21 protein-coding genes are annotated in these 16,911 nt (G+C 71.0%); 13 read left to right on the forward strand and 8 right to left on the reverse strand.

Annotated features, from left to right (window positions below; genetic code table 11):
• The first annotated feature begins 15 nt into the window (after positions 1–15).
• From purB to AW274_RS24015, 3 genes are read left to right on the forward strand one after another with little or no spacing between them, the layout of a single operon-like run.
• Complete coding sequence (gene purB / locus AW274_RS24005; protein WP_062436499.1) at positions 16–1,440, forward strand: adenylosuccinate lyase; 1,425 nt, start codon at positions 16–18, stop codon at positions 1,438–1,440.
• Entirely contained in the window at positions 1,437–2,285 is an 849-nt protein-coding gene (locus tag AW274_RS24010; RefSeq protein ID WP_062436501.1) for a GNAT family N-acetyltransferase, read from the forward strand. The genes purB and AW274_RS24010 overlap by 4 nt, the downstream gene beginning before the upstream one ends.
• A 44-nt stretch (positions 2,286–2,329) precedes the next feature.
• Positions 2,330–3,367 (forward strand): DUF4037 domain-containing protein, encoded by a 1,038-nt coding sequence (locus AW274_RS24015; RefSeq protein WP_063813636.1) that lies wholly within the window; start codon positions 2,330–2,332, stop codon positions 3,365–3,367.
• Positions 3,368–3,371: 4 nt separating this feature from the next.
• Here the strand turns inward: AW274_RS24015 and AW274_RS24020 are convergent, their stop codons facing one another.
• The 3 genes from AW274_RS24020 to AW274_RS24030 all read right to left on the reverse strand — a co-directional run bounded on the left by AW274_RS24020 (position 3,372) and on the right by AW274_RS24030 (position 6,110).
• Entirely contained in the window at positions 3,372–4,094 is a 723-nt protein-coding gene (locus tag AW274_RS24020; RefSeq protein ID WP_063813638.1) for an HAD family hydrolase, read from the reverse strand.
• Positions 4,095–4,231: 137 nt separating this feature from the next.
• The gene (locus AW274_RS24025; protein WP_062436509.1) at positions 4,232–5,008 is read right to left on the reverse strand and encodes a MerR family transcriptional regulator; all 777 of its coding nucleotides are present in this window, start codon (positions 5,006–5,008) and stop codon (positions 4,232–4,234) included.
• Positions 5,009–5,096: 88 nt separating this feature from the next.
• Positions 5,097–6,110, reverse strand: a complete 1,014-nt coding sequence (locus AW274_RS24030; RefSeq protein ID WP_062436511.1) for a tyrosine-type recombinase/integrase — start codon at positions 6,108–6,110, stop codon at positions 5,097–5,099.
• 58 nt (positions 6,111–6,168) lie between these two features.
• On the opposite strand from AW274_RS24030, the gene AW274_RS24035 reads away from it, so the two are divergent.
• A complete protein-coding gene (locus tag AW274_RS24035) occupies positions 6,169–6,654 on the forward strand; it encodes a cupin domain-containing protein (protein WP_062436513.1) in 486 nt (161 codons plus the stop codon).
• Positions 6,655–6,657: 3 nt separating this feature from the next.
• Here AW274_RS24035 and AW274_RS24040 read toward each other — a convergent pair whose 3' ends face one another.
• On the reverse strand, positions 6,658–6,861 hold the full coding sequence (locus tag AW274_RS24040) for a hypothetical protein (protein WP_062436515.1): 204 nt from the start codon (positions 6,859–6,861) through the stop codon (positions 6,658–6,660).
• A 55-nt stretch (positions 6,862–6,916) separates the two neighbouring features.
• Between AW274_RS24040 and AW274_RS24045 the strand changes: the two genes are divergently transcribed.
• Together AW274_RS24045 and AW274_RS24050 are read left to right on the forward strand one after the other, a co-directional pair.
• Positions 6,917–7,270, forward strand: a complete 354-nt coding sequence (locus AW274_RS24045; RefSeq protein WP_062436517.1) for an ArsR/SmtB family transcription factor — start codon at positions 6,917–6,919, stop codon at positions 7,268–7,270.
• Between the two features lies 1 nt (position 7,271).
• Positions 7,272–7,838 (forward strand): SRPBCC domain-containing protein, encoded by a 567-nt coding sequence (locus AW274_RS24050; RefSeq protein ID WP_083974737.1) that lies wholly within the window; start codon positions 7,272–7,274, stop codon positions 7,836–7,838.
• Positions 7,839–8,497: 659 nt separating this feature from the next.
• Here the strand turns inward: AW274_RS24050 and AW274_RS24060 are convergent.
• Positions 8,498–8,947, reverse strand: coding sequence for a hypothetical protein (locus AW274_RS24060; protein WP_062436521.1), 450 nt, complete (start codon positions 8,945–8,947; stop codon positions 8,498–8,500).
• A 901-nt stretch (positions 8,948–9,848) separates the two neighbouring features.
• Positions 9,849–10,238, reverse strand: a complete 390-nt coding sequence (locus tag AW274_RS24065) for a DUF3224 domain-containing protein (protein WP_062436522.1) — start codon at positions 10,236–10,238, stop codon at positions 9,849–9,851.
• Positions 10,239–10,322: 84 nt separating this feature from the next.
• Between AW274_RS24065 and AW274_RS24070 the strand changes: the two genes are divergently transcribed.
• The 5 genes from AW274_RS24070 (at position 10,323) to AW274_RS24090 (ending at position 14,024) form a co-directional block, all read left to right on the forward strand.
• Positions 10,323–10,766, forward strand: a complete 444-nt coding sequence (locus tag AW274_RS24070; RefSeq protein ID WP_062436524.1) for an SRPBCC family protein — start codon at positions 10,323–10,325, stop codon at positions 10,764–10,766.
• A gap of 262 nt (positions 10,767–11,028) precedes the next feature.
• The gene (locus AW274_RS24075; RefSeq protein ID WP_232320319.1) at positions 11,029–11,952 is read left to right on the forward strand and encodes an ABC transporter ATP-binding protein; all 924 of its coding nucleotides are present in this window, start codon (positions 11,029–11,031) and stop codon (positions 11,950–11,952) included.
• 14 nt (positions 11,953–11,966) lie between these two features.
• Entirely contained in the window at positions 11,967–12,710 is a 744-nt protein-coding gene (locus tag AW274_RS24080) for an ABC transporter permease (RefSeq protein ID WP_198169380.1), read from the forward strand.
• Between the two features lie 4 nt (positions 12,711–12,714).
• The gene (locus AW274_RS24085) at positions 12,715–13,536 is read left to right on the forward strand and encodes an ABC transporter permease (RefSeq protein WP_157520690.1); all 822 of its coding nucleotides are present in this window, start codon (positions 12,715–12,717) and stop codon (positions 13,534–13,536) included.
• A gap of 20 nt (positions 13,537–13,556) precedes the next feature.
• Positions 13,557–14,024 carry a hemerythrin domain-containing protein gene (locus tag AW274_RS24090; protein WP_062436529.1) on the forward strand — a complete coding sequence of 156 codons (468 nt, stop codon included), beginning with the start codon at positions 13,557–13,559 and terminating at the stop codon, positions 14,022–14,024.
• On the opposite strand, the gene AW274_RS24095 is transcribed toward AW274_RS24090, so the two are convergent.
• Complete coding sequence (locus AW274_RS24095) at positions 14,015–14,641, reverse strand: DedA family protein (protein WP_062436530.1); 627 nt, start codon at positions 14,639–14,641, stop codon at positions 14,015–14,017. The two genes, AW274_RS24090 and AW274_RS24095, sit on opposite strands and share 10 nt — an antisense overlap.
• Positions 14,642–14,775: 134 nt before the next feature.
• On the opposite strand from AW274_RS24095, the gene AW274_RS42705 reads away from it, so the two are divergent.
• Positions 14,776–15,936 carry a sensor histidine kinase gene (locus tag AW274_RS42705; protein WP_157520691.1) on the forward strand — a complete coding sequence of 387 codons (1,161 nt, stop codon included), beginning with the start codon at positions 14,776–14,778 and terminating at the stop codon, positions 15,934–15,936.
• The gene (locus AW274_RS24105; RefSeq protein WP_062436532.1) at positions 15,933–16,592 is read left to right on the forward strand and encodes a response regulator; all 660 of its coding nucleotides are present in this window, start codon (positions 15,933–15,935) and stop codon (positions 16,590–16,592) included. The genes AW274_RS42705 and AW274_RS24105 overlap by 4 nt, the downstream gene beginning before the upstream one ends.
• Here the strand turns inward: AW274_RS24105 and AW274_RS24110 are convergent.
• On the reverse strand, positions 16,576–16,899 hold the full coding sequence (locus AW274_RS24110; RefSeq protein ID WP_062436533.1) for a DUF952 domain-containing protein: 324 nt from the start codon (positions 16,897–16,899) through the stop codon (positions 16,576–16,578). The two genes, AW274_RS24105 and AW274_RS24110, sit on opposite strands and share 17 nt — an antisense overlap.
• Positions 16,900–16,911 lie beyond the last annotated feature (12 nt).

Genomic DNA, 16,911 nt, shown 5'->3' on the forward strand with positions numbered 1-16,911 from the left:
ATAAGCTCGGGGAACGTGACCGACAAGCCGCGCATCCCCAACGTCCTGGCCACCCGCTACGCCTCGCCCGCCCTGGCCCGTCTGTGGTCTCCCGACCACAAGGTGGTGCTGGAGCGGCGGTTGTGGGTGGCCGTGCTCAAGGCCCAGGCCGATCTCGGGATCCCGGTGCCCGCCGACGTGATCGCCGCCTATGAGAAGGCGGCCGACAGCGTCGACCTGGCCTCGATCGCCGCGCGTGAACGCGTCACCCGCCACGACGTGAAGGCGCGCATCGAGGAGTTCAACGCGCTGGCCGGGCACGAGCACGTCCACAAGGGCATGACCAGCCGCGACCTGACCGAGAACGTCGAGCAGCTGCAGGTCCGCGACAGCCTCCTGCTGGTCCGCGACCGCGTCGTCGCGCTGCTGGCGCGGCTGGCGCGGCTGGCGGGGGAATACTCGGCGACCGTGATGGCGGGCCGCTCCCACAACGTCGCCGCCCAGGCCACCACCCTCGGCAAACGCTTCGCGACCGCCGCCGACGAGCTCCTGGTCGCCTACGAGCGGCTGGAGGAGCTGATCGCCCGCTATCCGCTGCGCGGCGTCAAGGGCCCGGTCGGCACCTCCCAGGACATGCTCGACCTGCTGGGCGCCGACCGGCTGGCCGACCTGGAGCAGCGCGTCGCCGCCCACCTCGGCTTCACCCGCGCCTTCACCAGCGTCGGCCAGGTCTACCCGCGCTCCCTCGACTACGACGTGCTGACCACGCTGGTGCAGCTGGCGGCCGCGCCGTCGTCGCTGGCCAAGACGATCCGGCTGATGGCCGGCCACGAACTGGTCACCGAGGGCTTCCAGGAGGGGCAGGTCGGCTCCTCGGCGATGCCGCACAAGATGAACACCCGCTCCTGCGAGCGCGTCAACGGCCTGACCGTGATCCTGCGCGGCTACGCCTCCATGGCCGGGGAGCTGGCCGGCGACCAGTGGAACGAGGGCGACGTGTCGTGCTCGGTGGTGCGCCGCGTCGCCCTGCCGGACGCGTTCTTCGCCTTCGACGGCCTGGTCGAGACGATGCTGACGGTCCTGGACGAGTTCGGCGCCTTCCCCGCCGTCATCGAGGCCGAACTCGACCGCTACCTGCCCTTCCTCGGCACCACCAAGATGCTGATGGCCGCCGTGAAGGCTGGACTGGGCCGCGAGGCGGGCCACGAGCTCATCAAGGAGCACGCGGTCGCGGCGGCGCTGGCGATGCGCCAGGACGGCGGCGGCAACACCCTGCTCGACCGCCTGGCCGCCGACGACCGGTTCCCGCTGTCGCGCGCCGACCTCGACGCGCTGCTGGCCGACCGGGTCTCCTTCACCGGCGCGGCCGCCGACCAGGTCGCCGCCGTGGCCGCCCGCGTGGGAGAGATCACCGCCCGCCACCCGCAGGCCGCCCAGTACACGCCGGGCGCCATTCTGTGATCGAACTGCACCACGTCGAGGAGGTCGCCGCCGCCTGCGGAGGCGACGACCTGCTCGTCTGGACGGCCCAGCGGCTGCCCGACGGCGGAGCCCGCGCCTGGGCGCACGGCGAGGCCGTGGTCGCGGCGTGCGCGGCGGTGTCCAAACACGACCGCCTCGCGGTCTCCGGCACGCCCGGTGATCCCGCGCTGCCAGAGCTGGTGCGGCGGGCGTGGCGGGAGATGGGCACCGGCTTCCGGCCCTTCGGCGACCGCGAGGTGATCCACCGCCTGGTTGAGGCGATGCCGGGGGAACTGGGCCCGGCGGGGAACTTCACCTGGATGACCGTCGACCCGAGCACGGTCCGCCTGGACGCGGCGCGGTCGGCCACGGCGGGGCTGGACACGGCGCAATTGGAGACGGCACGGCTTGAGACCAGGCCGCTGGGAACATCAGGGCAGGTGCTGGTGGAGCCCCGGGTCGAATGGCTCGGGCCTGGGGACGTCGAGGAGGTCGCGCGGGTGCTGGCGGTCGCCAATCCCGATGCCTATGCGCGGCCCGGTATGCCCGGGATCTTCCGCTGGGCCGGGATCCGTGATGAGGGCGGGCGGCTGGTGGCGGTCGGGGCCGATGCCTGGTCGGCGCCGACCGTCGGGTTCGTCGGCGGGGTCGCGACGCTGCCGCGGGCGCGGGGGAGCGGGCTGGCCGGGGCGATCTGCCGGTTCCTGACCGTCGCGCTGCTGGAGCGGCACGGGCGGGTGTCCCTCATGGTCGACGACGTCAACGCCGCCGCGCTGGCCGTCTACCGGCGGCTGGGCTACGCGCGGCGGGCGGTGGCGGCGACCCGGGCCGTACAGGGGGCATAAAACCAGGTGAGCGGCGCGGCCCGACCATGCACAGTGAGGGAATGATGTCCGCGTTTGTCCCCGGCCTGGAGTTGTGCCGCGCCTACTACCACGATGTGCTGCGGCCCCTTCTGGACGACTGTTCCCATCCCGTTCCGCACAGCGCCGCGCTCATCGGGCCCGGCTCGGAGGTGCTCGGTTTCGACACCGCCCGCTCCGCCGACCACGACTGGGGGCCGCGCGCGATCGTGTTCGTGCCCGCCGGCCGCGCCGAGGAGGTCCGTGACCGGGTCTGGCAGCGGCTGCCGGCCGAGTACGGCGGTTTCCCGACGGCGTTCGGGTCCGACGTGCATCCGGTGCGGCCGGGCGTCACGGTCACCGAGTTCACGCCGTGGGCGCGGGACCTGCTCGGCTTCGACCCGCGTGACCCGATCGGCGTCGACGACTGGCTGGGGGCGCCGTGGCAGCGGCTGGCGGAGTTCACCGGCGGCGACGTCTTCCACGACGGGCTCGACGAGTTGTGCGCGGCCCGCCGGCGGCTGCGCTGGTACCCCGACGACGTGTGGCGGTATGTGCTGGCGTGCCAGTGGACCCGCATCGCGCAGGAGGAGGGTTTCCCCGGCCGCGCCGGGGAGGTGGGCGACGATCTGGGGTCGGTGCTGGCCACGGGGCGGATCGCCCGGGACCTGATGCGGCTGACGCTGCTGATGCGGCGGCGCTACCCGCCGTACACCAAATGGCTCGGCAGCGCCTTCAACCGGCTGTCGGGGTCGGCCGAGCTCGGCGACGCCCTGTCGGGGGCGCTGCGGGAGGCGACCTGGCAGGGCCGCGAACACCATCTGTCGCGGGCCTACCGGCGGGTGGCCGCGCTGCACAACCGGCTGGCGCTGACCGCGCCGGTCGAACCGGGCACCCGGCCCTTCCACGACCGGCCGTTCCAGGTGATCGGCGGCCACCGGTTCGCCCGCGCGCTCATGGACGCCGTCACCGACCCCGCCGTCGCCCGCCTGGACCTGGTCGGCACCGTCGACCAGGTCGCCGACAACACCGGCGCCCTCACCCACCCCCGCCGGGCCCGCAACCTCGCCGCGGCGGCCCGCTGAACCCTCAGACCAGGGCCAGGGGGCGGACCGACGCCAGCGTCGGCAGCAGCGCCGGGAGGTCGGACAGGGTGCGGATCGCCGGGACGCCCGCCGGGGGAGGGGCCGACCCGTAGCGGTCGAGCCACACGCCGTGCATGCCCGCCCGGGTCGGCCCGATGGCGTCGAGGTTCAGGTTGTCGCCCACCAGCACCACCTCGGCCGGGTGCAGGCCCAGCTTGGCCGCGGCGGCGGTGTAGACCTCGGCGGCGGGTTTGAAGTTCCCGCCCAGCGCGTCGGGGGTGAGCACCGGGTCGAGCCGGTCGAGCAGGCCCAGCCGCCGCAGCTTCGCCTCCTGCTGCACCGGCTGCCCGTTGGTCAGCACCCCGAGCGTCAGGCCGGTGCCCGCCAGCCTCCCGATGAGGGGCGCGGCGTCGGGGAAGGCCGTCCAGGCGCGTTCGTACAGGTCGAGGAACTGCGCGTAGGCGCCGTCGAGGTCGGCGGGGACCCGCACGCCCATGCGGCGGCAGTAGTCGCGCAGCCGGCGGCGGCGCTGTTCGCCGAAGGAGCATTCGCCCCGGTGCCAGGCCGGGAGGTGGACGTCCTCCAGCCGCAGCCACAACCCCGGCCCCTCGGCCAGCAGCGGATGGAACGGGGACCGTTCGGCCGTCCACGCCGTCACCGCGTGCGCGACCGCCGCACGATGATCGAACAGCGTCTCGTCCAGGTCGAAGAGAATGGCCCTGATCATGCCGCCCATCCTCCGGAACCCCGATTACAACGGCGTTTCCACGACGTGAAAGGGGAAACCGGGCTTACCCACAGCCAGTCACGCCCATCATGACAAAGATCACGGGCGGCCGTGGGCAAACCGGCGACAAAAGGGGCCTAGCGGGCGTTGGCCGTGATCGAGTCGCGGATGTAGACCGCCAGCCCCTCGGCCACCTCCTCGTAGTTGCGGGCGAACCGCTCGTCGGCCACGTACATCTCCCCGAGACCCACGTGGATCTCCGGCGTGCATTCGTAGAACCAGCGGCTGATGTGGGCCCGGTGGCGTTCGGCCACCTCCGTCGCCTCGGGCGAATCAGCCGGCGTCCCGCCCGCGAACAGGGCGTGCCAGTCGTGCACGAGCCCGGCCGCCTCGGCCTTGATCTGTTCCCAGTCGGCCTTGGTGTAGGAGGAGGTCCGCCGGCGGCTCTCCGTCCACGCCGACGTGCCGCCCCAGCGGTTCTCGGCCTCCTCGGCGTGGTCTTCGGGCCGGAACTCGCCGAACACCTCGTAACGCTCCTCGGGCGTCAACGACACTCCCATTCTCGCCGCCTCCATCGCGGTCTCCACGGACACCACCAGCGCCTCGAGCCGGGAGATGCGCCGCCGCAGCAGCTCGTGCTGACGCCGCAGATGCGTCTGCGCGTCGGCCCCCGGGTCGTCGAGGATCGTGGTGATCTCCTCCAGGGGGAACCCCAGCTCCCGGTAGAACAGCACCTGCTGCAGCCGGTCGAGATCGGGCTCGGCGTAGCGCCGGTAGCCGGCGGCCGTGCGTTCGCTCGGCGACAGCAGGCCGATCTCGTCGTAGTGGTGCAGCGTGCGGACGGTCACGCCCGCGAACGCCGCCACCTGGCCCACCGAATATGCCGCCACCTGGCCCACCGAATATCCCGCCATGATTCCCCCTCCTTCCTTCTGACGCGACTCAGCCTGGGGCCTGCCGTTACGTGAGAGTCAAGCCTTATACGGCCTTCTACCGCCCGCCCTAGACACCCGTATCGTGCACGAGCGGATGGGCGCGCATCGCCGCCTCCAGCTCGCCCGGCAGCTCGTCGCGGTAGCGGCCCAGCGTGCTCAGGTCGCCGTGGCCCAGCACCCGCCGCACCGCGTCCATGTCGGTCCCGCCCGCCAGCAGATGCGTCGCGGTGGTGTGGCGCAGCCCGTGAGGGGTCACCGAGCGGCGCCGCTCGGGATCGACCCGCGCCTGGACCCGGTCGATCACGCCCTGCACGTCGCCGCGCGCCAGCCGCCGCCCCCGCCACGACAACAACAACGCCTTCTCCTCCCCGGTGCGGACCTCCAGGTAGGCGGCCAGGGCGTGGGCCACCAGGCGGGGGAGCGGCACGTCACGCGTCTTGCCGCCCTTGCCGAAGATCCGCCAGTAGCGTTCGCCGTCGTTGGTGTAGAAATCCTCCACGTTCGCCCGCACCAGCTCCGACACGCGCGGCCCCACCATCGTCAGCAGCAGCACGATCAGCGCGTCACGCACCTCGGTCCGCTGGTCGCGCCGCCCCCGCCCCTCCTCACCCGCCTCCGGGGCCGCCGCGGCGCCGATCAGGCCCTGCGCCTGCTCGCGCGTCAGCGCCCGCCGCTCGGCCCGCAGCCCGCCCCGCTCGCGCGCCACCACCGTCGCGGCCGCCATCGGGTTCAGCTGCACCCACCCGGCCAGCGCCGCGTGCTTGAACAGCGCCGACACCGACCGCCGGAACCGCGCCTGCGAGGCCGCGCTCTGCAGCTCCCCGGAGGCGGTCTTGCGCCGTTCGTCGGGTTTGCGGGCGAAGGCCAGCAGCACCGCGTCGACGTCGTCGCCCGACAGGTCGTCGAGCACCCCCGACAACCGGCAGGCCGCCGACAGCCGCACGAAGGTCTGCACATCACGCGCGTACACCTCCGCCGTCGCGCGCGACAACCCGCCCGTCACCACCTTGGCGCGGACCAGCTCCACATAACGATCCGCCGCCTCTTCCACCGACAACCGATTCAGCTCCGCCGGACGCATGACCCCAGACCCTAACCCCCGCCACCGACAATCCCAGCTCAGTGGCATGATCGATAACATGACATATCCGGAACCGCGCTACCTGGGGGACACCGGGGAGATCACCGCCACCTACCTCCCGCACGGCGCCCCGCCCGACATCGCCTACGCCAACGGCGGCAGCTGCACCTACCTGGCGACCGGCGCGACCACCGACGGCAAGTTCGGCCTCTACCGCTGGGACATGGGCGCCAAACCCAGCGGCCCCGCCCCGCACTTCCACCGCAGCCTCACCGAATCGTTCTTCATCCTCACCGGCACCGTCCGCATCTACAACGGGCAGGAATGGATCACCACCGTGCCCGGCGACTTCGTGCACGTCCCGGAGGGCGGCGTCCACGGCTTCCGCAACGAATCCGGCGAACCGGCCAGCCTGCTGCTGATCTTCTCGCCCGGGGCGCCCCGCGAGGCCTACTTCGAGGGCATCGCCGAATGGGCCGCCTCCGGCCGCACCGACCAGGAGTTCTTCGTCCGCCACGACACCTTCTGGGTCGACGAGAAATAGCCGTCAGCCGCGCGCGTAGCGGCGCATCGACTCCAGGCCCGACACGCCGTAGACCTCCTCGACCGCGTTCGCGAGCAGATGACAGGCGCGGAACCGGTCGAGCGGGGTCAGGCCCAGCCCCGTCAGGTGCAGGTAGGTGTAGTTGAGCACCACCCGGTAGCGCAGGAAGTCGGGGCGGGTGAACATGTCGCGCTCGCCCTCAGGCACGGCACCGATATATCAGCCTTTACTTATATAAGTGCAGAACGGTACGATAACCGTCGTGCACGCGTTCGACATCCTCGGCGACCCCGTGCGCCGCCGCATCCTGGAACTCCTCGCCGACGGCGAACAGACCTCCGGAGCCATCACCGACGTCATCCGCGCCGAATTCGCCATCTCCCAACCGGCCGTCTCCCAGCATCTGCGCGTCCTGCGCGACAGCGGATTCGCCACGGTGCGCGCCGAAGGCGCCCGCCGCTTCTACACCGTCGAGCCTGCGCCACTCCGCGAGATCGACACATGGCTCGACCGGTTCCGCGGATCCTGGGAACACCGCCTCGACGCCCTGAGCACCGAACTCGCCCGAGGCAGACGCACCCGCCCCGCCGGCGGCCCACCACCCACACAGGAATGACATGAAAGACGTACTCGACGAACTGGCCGCCGTGCACCGCACGATGGGCAACGGCACCGTGCCCGCCGGCGACGCCTACACCGTGGAACTACGACGCCGCTACGACGCCGACATCCACGACGTCTGGGACGCCATCACCAACCCCGAACGCCTACGCCGCTGGCTCAACACGATCACCGGCGACCTCCGGCCCGGCGGAAAGTTCCACCTCGACAGCGGCGAACACGGCGACATCCTCCAGTGCGAACCACCACACCTGCTCAAGGTCTCCTGGCTCTACGGACCCGACGCCTGGCCCGGCACCAGCGAAGTACACGTGCGCCTGACCCCGGGACCCACCGGCGACACCGAACTCGAACTCATCCACGCAGCGGTCATGGGGGAGCCCTCCTTCCCCGTCTACGGCCCCGGCGCCGGCGGCGTCGGCTGGGACCTGGCCCTGCTCACCCTCGCCCGCTTCCTCACCGACGACGAGCGGCATCCTGATGAAGCTGGTCGGACAACTGATGCCCGGCGCCTTCCGCAAACAGTCGCTCCAGCACATGCAGGACTTCAAGGCGTTTGCTGAGCAGGGAAAAGACGTCCGCGAGGCGACGAACTGAGATGCCGTCACCACGACTCCCGGCGACACCATCGACCGCACCGGGTTGTGGATGCAGCCGCCGGGCCTTCTCATGAGCATTGACGGTCACATGGGTGAGCAGAGCCAGACGCCCCCCTGGCATAGACGGCGAGGTTGGGAGAACGTCTCTCGGCGTTGAGAAGCCATAGGGGAAGCCCGGTAGATGAGCTTGGCGCCCACGTCGATCTGGCCGGTTTTCGCCATGGGGCGTGTGGATGGCCTGCGGATCTTCCGGTGGGTGGCGGTCCCGGTGAACACGAGCGTGGAGCTCCTGTTCGACGACCGCCGTCGGAGCCGCTGGCGGATGACTGTTCGTGATGCTCGACCGATGTGGGGCCCGGCGTGACACCAAGACCGACCTGGTGAAGGCGCTGCAGCGTGCTCTTCCCGGCGCCCGACGGGTCGGTCAGGATCACCAACGATCCCGGCGGAGACCCGATGGAGCCCGCCGCCAATTGCGCGACGTCAGGAGGTCGCGGGCCGGCATCGCGACCCGCGACGTGCGGCTCACGAAGCAGCCCGTGGTGCTCCTTTGACCGATGTCTTATACCAAACAGAATTCACCTTCTGTACGGTATAGACATCTTTGCCCGATAAAGGGGTTTTCAGATGAGGCCGACGAACGCCTCGGCCTGTTCCTGGTTCATGCCGGTCTCGCCGCGCACCAGGAAGATCGCCTGCTCGGTCCGCCCGGCCTCCTTGAGCTCGCGGACCCGCCCGGCCAGGTCGGGCCCGGTCTGGAGGGCGCGTTCGGTGCTGGTGGGGAGGTAGCGGCCGGCGATGATCGATTCGGTGACGAATTTGGCGTCGCGGAGCCCGAGGCCGGTTTCCTGCCGGACGAGTTTGATCGCTTCCAGGACGCGTCCCTCGGCGCCGAGGTCGCGGACGCGGTCGCGGATGGGTTCGGCGATCTGCGGGATGACGCCGGGCGCCCAGTAGGCGACTTGGGCGCGGGGTCGTCCGCCGGCGGCTCTGACAGCGAGCAGGACGATGCCGGCGATGATGCCGAGGAGGATCAGCAGGACGAGGATTTCGGTGGGTCCGACGTTGCCCATGACGGTGATCTTACGACGCCTTTGCCTGCTCGATAATGAACATTATGTCAAGTTAGCTGGTGGAGGTGAAAGGTTCAGCCCGCCGGGCGGCGCGGGTGGGCGCGGTTGTGCTGGTCGTGGTGCGTTTCGGTCGGGTCGTGAGCGGGTCTCGGGATTGACCGTGGCGGGCGGCGAAGGTGAACATCGCCGTTCGTCCGGCTTTCGGCGGGCATGACGTGTCGGCGGGATGGGTGGCGCTGGTTTTCGGGTGGTCGGTCGCGGCGGTGTCGACCACCTTGTCCGGGGTCGCTGGTGGTGACGGCCGCGCGGGTTACGGCGGTGACCCGCGCGCGGCTGTCCCCCGTCGCCTGCCGGTGCCGGTACGTGGTGAGGGGCCCTCTTTCCCGTGGTTGGGTGGGGGGCTCCTCCACGTTCAGGCTCTTTTTCCGTTACGGCTCCCGCCGGGCCGGCCCCGCCCGCCGCGTGCGGCGGCGGGGTGCGCGGCGGCAACCGGCCGTGCTGGTGCCGCGCCGTCACGGGTCATGGGCGGCCTATCGCCGAGCGACCGTGATCTCCTCCGCATCGCATGCTTCGGCCGGGCTCAAGGCCGAAGGCGCGTCTGCGCTGTTTGATCTCGGAATCCCCTGGCCTGAGGATTCCTGCGTGCCGCCGGCTGCTTTGACAGCGGCTTGCGGCGCGTTGATGGCGCGTCCCCTTCCTGTCCTGCCTTGGCCGTCAACCTCCGGCGCTTGTGAAGCGATTGGCGGGGAAACGTCTCGGCCCTCGCTCCCCCCGGTGAGTTCGGTCGCTCCGTGGGCGTGACGGTGCGTAACCAGAGCGGCCGGTTGCCGCCGCTCCCCCGGCCGGGATGCATGACGGTGGTCGGTGCCGGCCAGGCGGAGCCGTAACGGAAAGAAGTCTGTTATGTACCGAGGGTGTAGTCGAGCGTGTAGTGGTGGCCGTCGTCGTTGATGATCTGGCCGGAGCCGGTGATGCCGGTCAGTTCCCCCGTTCCCGATGTGGCGACGATCTCCCAGCGCATCCAGGGGGTGCCGTCCGCTCCCCCGCCGGCGCTGTGGGCGAGGACGAAGGTGCCTTTGCGGCCGTGGAGGGTGGCGTCGACGTGTTCGAGGCCGGTGTAGGCGGCGGGGCCGTCGGGGGTGGCGACGGTCAGGATTTCGGTGGTGGAGGTTCCGGTGAGGTCGCCGGTGAAGTGTTTGGTGAGGCGGTGGCGGGCGATGGTGGCGCCGGGGTGCTCGTCGGTGGCGAGGGTGTCCCAGGTGGTGATGTCGAAGGTTCCGGTGGCGTGCATGGGTGCATCGTCGTGGTGATTGTTGCCAGGTTCTGTCAGGTGGGGTAGGGGTCTGTCGTCTCGAGATCGGATGAGGGGGCGGTCATGGCGGTGCGGTTGGCGGTGTCGGCGGAGGCGGGGGTGCCGGCGGAGCGGTTGTTCGCGGTGATGACGGATTGGCCGCGGCATCGGGAGTGGATGTTGCTGACGGATGCGCGGGTGACGGAAGGTGACGGGCGCGGGGCGGGGTCGCGGTTGTCGGCGTTCACGGGGGTGGGTCCGGTGGGGTTCACGGACACGATGGAGATCACGGCGTTCGTGCCGGGGTCGGTGGTGGAGGTTCGTCACACGGGGGCGCTGGTGCGCGGGGGCGGGGTGTTCCGGGTTTCTCCGTTGCCGGGTGGGCGGAGCCGGGTGGAGTGGGTGGAGGACCTGGATCTGCCGTTGGGTGTGGTCGGCCGGGCGGGGTGGGTGGTGGTGCGGCCGGTGATGGCGGCGGCGTTGCGGTGGTCGCTGGAGCGGTTGGCGCGGGTGGCGGCTGGAGAGTGAAGGTGCGGAGTTCGTGGGCGGGGTCGGCGGCGACGGGATGTGACCTCCGACCTGGAGGACAGCGCCGGGCGGATCGAGCTTTCCGCTTAGGGGTTCGGCACTGAGGAGGTCGTCAGCGTGGGCGGTGCTGGCACGGGCGTGGGCGTTCCGCTGGTGGCCGAGGTGGTCGGGGCGGCGGAGGACGTGGGCGGCTTGACGGGTTTGTCGGGTCGGGGAAATGGCGTTGCGGGATTGTCGGTGGGCGGGGCTAGGGTCGGGTTTTGTGGCTGAGGAACCGTTGATTGTCGCGCGTGGGCTGGTCAAACGCTTCGGGGAGTTCACGGCGGTCGACGGGATCGACGTGTCGGTGGAGCGGGGTGAGGCGTTCGGTTTTCTGGGGCCGAACGGGGCCGGTAAGTCGTCGACGATGCGGATGATCAGTTGTGTGTCGCCGCCGACGGCGGGTGAGTTGCGGATTCTGGGGTTGGATCCGGTGCGTGACGGGGTGGCGATCCGGGGGCGGTTGGGGGTGTGTCCGCAGTTGGGCAATCTCGACACTGATTTGTCGGTGTTCGAGAACTTGACGACGTATGCGCGCTATTTCGGGTTGTCGCGGGCGGAGGCGCGGCGGCGGGCGGGTGAGCTGCTGGAGTTCGTGCAGCTGGCCGATCGGGCGAAGGGGAAGGTGGAGCCGCTGTCGGGGGGCATGAAGCAGCGGCTGACGATCGCGCGGGCGCTGGTGAACGATCCGGAGATCGTGTTGCTCGACGAGCCGACGACGGGGCTTGATCCGCAGGCGCGGCATCTGTTGTGGGAGCGGCTTTATCAGCTGAAGCGTCAGGGGGTGACGCTGGTGCTGACGACGCATTACATGGATGAGGCCGAGCAGTTGTGTGATCGGCTGGTGGTGATGGACGGCGGGCGGATCGTGGCGGAGGGGTCGCCGCGGGATCTGATCGGGCGGTATTCGACGCCTGAGGTGGTGGAGTTGCGGTTCTCCGGGGGCGGGGATGTGGCGGGGAAGCTCGACGGGGTGGGTGAGCGGGTCGACGCGTTGCCTGATCGGGTGCTGGTGTATGCGCGTGATGGTGACGCGGCGGTGGCGGAGGTGCATCGGCGGGGGCTGGCGCCGTTGAGTGTGCTGGTGCGGCGGTCGACGTTGGAGGATGTGTTCCTGCATCTCACGGGCCGGACGCTGGTCGACTGATGGCGCATTCGACGGTGGCGGTGCTGGAGCGGCATCTGTCGCTTTATCGCAGGTTGTTCTGGGCGTCGGCGTTGTCGTCGTTCGTGCTGCCGGTGTTGTTCCTGGTGTCGATCGGGATCGGGGTCGGCGGTTATGTGGGTGAGCTCGGCGGGGTGTCGTATCTGCAGTGGATCGTGCCGGGGGTGATGGCGTCCACGGCGTTCCAGATGGCGATCGGTGAGACGACCTATCCGGTGCTGGGCGATTTCAAGTGGTCGCGGGGGTATCACGCGATGCGGGCGACGCCGGTGCGGATCGGTGACATGGTGGCCGGTCAGGTGCTGTTCATGGTGGTGCGGGTGCTGCCGCAGACGGTGGTGTTCCTGCTGGTCGTGGTGGCGTTCGGCGGGTTGCGGTCGTGGTGGTCGGTGGTGACGCCGCTGGTGTGCGCGGCGGTGGTGGTGGCGTCGGCGTTGCCGGTGATGGGGTTTTCGGCGCGGATCGACAACGACGGTTATTTCGCGTTGTTGTTTCGGTTCGTGATGATTCCGATGACGTTGTTCTCGGGGGTGTTCTTCCCGGTGGCGCAGCTGCCGGTGGTGGCGCAGTGGCTGGCGTGGGTGTCGCCGTTGTGGCATGGGGTGGAGTTGTGCCGGGCGGCGACGCTGGGGGTGGCGCCGCCGTGGCCAATCTGGGCGCATCTGTCGTGCCTGGTGGCGTGGACGGTGGCGGGCGGCTGGTTCGCGATGCGCGGGTTCGCCCGCCGGTTGGCGGTGTGACGCGATGATGACGGCGTGGGTGGCGGCCCGGCGGAACCACCGTGCCGGCGGGGTGTCGGTGCGGCGGGTGGGGGCGGTGCTGGGCCGCAACGTGGGGGCGTTGCGGTCGGGGCCGGCCTATTGGCTGGTGTTGTTGTCGGGGTTCTTCGAGCCGCTGCTGTATCTGCTGTCGATCGGGGTCGGGGTGGGGGCGCTGGTCGGGACGGTCCCGGTCGGGGGGCGTGCGGTCGACTACGCGGTGTTCGTGGCGCCGGCGATGCTGGCGGTGTCGGCGATGTCGGGGGCGCTGGCCGAGACGACGTTCAACGTGTTCTTCAAGTTCAAGTACGCCAAGACGTATGACGCGGTGCTGGCGACGCCGGTGCGGCCGGTGGAGATCGCGCTGGGTGAGCTGACGTGGGCGCTGGTGCGCTGCCTGTTCTACACGGTGCTGTTCCTGGTCGTGATGGTGGCGCTGGGGTTGACGTCGGCGGGTGGGGCGCTGGCGGCGTTTCCGGCGACGGCGCTGGTGGGGGTGGCGTTCGGGGCGGTGGGCATGGCGATCTCGACGTTCCTGCGGGGGTGGCAGGATTTCGATCTGCTGACGACGGGCCAGTTCACGCTGTTCCTGTTTTCGGGGACCTTCTCCCCCGTGCAGGACTATCCGGCGGTGTTTCAGGTGATCGTGTCGTTGACGCCGCTGTATCACGCGGTGGAGCTGGTGCGGGGGCTGGCGGTCGGGCCGGCGGGGTGGGTGCTGCTGGTGCACGCCGGTTATCTGGGGGTGATGGCGGTGGCGGGGTTGTGGCTGGCGTCGCGGCGGATCGGGAAGCTGCTGCTGGTGTAGGCGCTACAGTGGGCGGCCGTATGTCTTATTCGGATTCGGGCCCGGTCGGGCGGTTGGCGGCGTTCGGGACTCAGCTCGTCGAGGTGCACCTGTGGTTGCGGGAGGAGCTCGATCGGCTGGTCGGCGGTGAGCTGGCGGGGCGTGACCTGCGGGTCCACTGCGTGGCGTTCTGCACGGCGCTGGAGCGCCATCACGTGGGTGAGGACACGCGGGGGTTTCCGGCGCTGGAGGCCGACTTCCCCGAGCTCGGGCCGACGCTGGCGTTGTTGCGGCGCGACCACGACATGATCTCCGGGATCCTGGCCCGGCTGGCCGACCTGGCGCGGCAGCCGGGTGATGAGCGGATCGCCGGGGAGATCGCGGGGCTGGCGGCGATCGTGACCTCGCATTTCGCCTACGAGGAGCGCACGATCGTGGCGGCGCTGAACCGGCTCGACGTCCCCGAGTGGCGGACCGCTCCCCCGGAGTTCCTGCGCGTCTACGGCTGAGCGAGTTCGCGGGGGCGCTCGCCGCTCTCCTGCGGGGCGGGCCGGCGGCGGCGCAGGACGTACCGGACGATCTCCACGACCGCGGTCACGGTGAGCGCGATGCCGAGGCCGAGGAGCAGGCCCTTGAAGGGGTTGTCCTCGAAGGCGGCGCCGCCGATGTAGCCGATCATGGCGGAGTAGAGGGCCCAGGAGACGACGGCCAGGCCGTCGAAGAACGCGAAGCGGTGCAGCGGGTAGCGGACGACGCCGGTGGTGAGGGTGACGGCGGTGCGGCCGCCGGGGATGTAGCGGGCCACGACGAGCAGCAGGCCGCCGCGTTCCTCGAAGGCGGCGTGCGCCCAGCGGATGGCGGCGCGCTTCTGGAAGCGGGCGCCTCCGGCGCGGCCGATCTGGTAGGAGATGTTGTCGCCGATGAACGCCCCGGTCGCGGCGGCGGCGATGACCAGGCCGAGGGCGGGGGCGTCGGCGGCGGCGGCGAAGACGCCGGCGGTGATCACGGCGGTTTCGCTGGGCACCACCGGGAAGAAGGCGTCGATCACCGAGATGGCCAGGATGGCGGCGTAGATCCACGGTGATGTCATCACGTCGTGCAGGAAGGTCATGATGGCATCGGTCATGTCAGCCGACCCTAGGGGCGGGCGGGGCGGGCCCGGATCCGGCGATGGTGGGGCGTGGGGGCTGACTTTCGGCAGGGGTGGGGTGCGACCTGGGGATGAGGCCGGGGGGTCGGGGCGCGGGGTAGCGTGCTGGGGTGCCGCGCCTGAGAGACGTGCCGTTGTGGCTGGTGTTGTGTGTTCCGGTGGTGTTCGCGCCGGTCAACCCCTATGACTGGCGGCCGCAGTCGGGGAACGTGCTGGTGGTGTCGGTGGTGGCCGGCTGCCTGGTGATCGCGGGGGCGGTGGCGCTGGCGCGGGCGCGTCCGGTGGCGGCGCTGGTGGTGGTGCTGCTGACGGGGCCGTGGGCCTCCAGTGAGGCGCTGGCGACGGTGCAGTTGTGGCCGATGAACCACTCGGCGAAGATCGGGCCGATCAACGGGTTCACGCCGGCGGTGATGACGTTGAGTTTCCTGGCGGGGATGCGGATGGAGCGGGCCCGGCCGGCGGTGTGGCTGTATGGGGTGATCGTCGTGGTGGGCGGGGTGTGCGCGGCGGTCTCGACGCTGGGGCCGGTGCCGTCGGCGGAGCCGAACGTGTGGGTGTCGGGGCTGTCGGGAGTGCTGATCTGCAGTCTGCTGCCGTGGACGGCCGGGCGCAGCGTGCGCCATCGCCGTCAGGGGCGGCTGCGGGAGCGGCTGATGGTGGAGGAGCAGGCGCGGCTGCGGGAGCGGGCGCGGATCGCCCAGGACGTCCACGACTCTTTGGGGCACGAGCTGGCGTTGATCGCGTTGCGGGCGGGCGCGATGGAGATGGCGGCCGATCTGCCGGCCCGGCACCGGGAGGCGGCGGCCGGGTTGCGGGAGGCGGCCGGGGACGCGACGGAGCGGCTGCGGCGGGTGATCGGGATGTTGCGGGCGCAGGACGAACCGGCGACGCTGCTCCCCCACGCGCGGGCGGGCGGCATCGCCGATCTGGTGGCGCGGGCGCGCGCGTCGGGCATGACGGTGCGGCTGGACGGCGACCTGGCGGGCGCCGATCCGCTGGGGGCGGTCTACCGGGTGGTGCAGGAGGGGCTGACGAACGCGGCCAAGCACGCGCCGGGCGCGCCGGTCACGGTGGCGCTGGAGCGGCGGGAGGGGCGGGTGACGGTGAGGGTGGGCAACGACGTGGAGCCGGGCGCGGAGGCGGGCCGGCCGGGCACGGGCCTGGTCGGGTTGTCGGAGCGGGTGCGGCTGGCGGGCGGCACGTTCGCGGCGCGGGTGGAGGAGGGCCGGTTCGAGATCAGCGCCGGCCTGCCCGACGAGGTCCCGTCATGATCAAGGTGGTGCTGGCCGACGACGAGATGCTGATCCGGGCCGGGGTGCGGGCGATCCTGGACGCCGATCCGGGCATCGACGTCGTCGCCGAGGCCGGGGATGGGCGCGAGGCGGTGGAGCGCACGCTGGCGCACCGGCCCGACGTGGTCGTGATGGACATCCGGATGCCGGTCCTGGACGGGCTGGCGGCCGCCGCCGAGATCCGCCGCGCCTGCCCGGCGACGGGGGTGGTGATGCTGACGACGTTCGGGGAGGACGAGTACATCGCGCGGGCGCTGAAGGTCGGCGCGGGCGGTTTCCTGCTGAAGTCGGGCGATCCGCGCGAGCTGCTGGCCGGCATTCACGCCGTGGCGGGCGGGGCGGCGTATCTGTCGCCGAAGGTGGCCGCCCGGGTGATCGCCGAGCTGAACAACCGCGACTCGGGGCGGGCGGCGGCGGCGCGGGGCCGGGTGGCGGTGCTGACCCCGCGTGAACGCGAGGTGCTGGAGCTGGTGGGGGCGGGGTTGTCGAACCAGGCGATCGCCCGGTCGCTGCGGCTGACCGAGGGGACCGTGAAGACGTACGTGAGCGCGATCTTGACCCGGCTGGGGGTGGCCAACCGGGTCCAGGCGGCGATCGTCGCCTACGAGGCGGGCGCGGTCACGCGGGGAGACTGAAGGGGGTCACCGCCGCGACCGCGTCGACCGGGAGCGGCCCGTAGATGTGCGGGAACTGCTCGGCGGTGCCTTCGGGGGCCTCCAGCACGACCGGGACGCCCAGGCGGGTGTCGTCGATGTGCAGCAGGAGCAGCGGTTCGGTGACCTCGGCGTAGAAGCGGGTGGCGACGGCGCGGGCCTGGGGCAGGTCGCGGGAGGCGTGGATGAAGCCCTCCTGCTCCAGGGTGCGGCCCAGGGTGGAGATCCGGTATTCGCCGTCTTTCTGGGCGTGCGCCCAGTCGGAGGCCAGCGCGAGATGAAAGATCACCCTTCCGACCCT

It is taken from the genome of Herbidospora daliensis (assembly GCF_001570585.1).
Lineage (GTDB): Bacteria > Actinomycetota > Actinomycetes > Streptosporangiales > Streptosporangiaceae > Herbidospora > Herbidospora daliensis.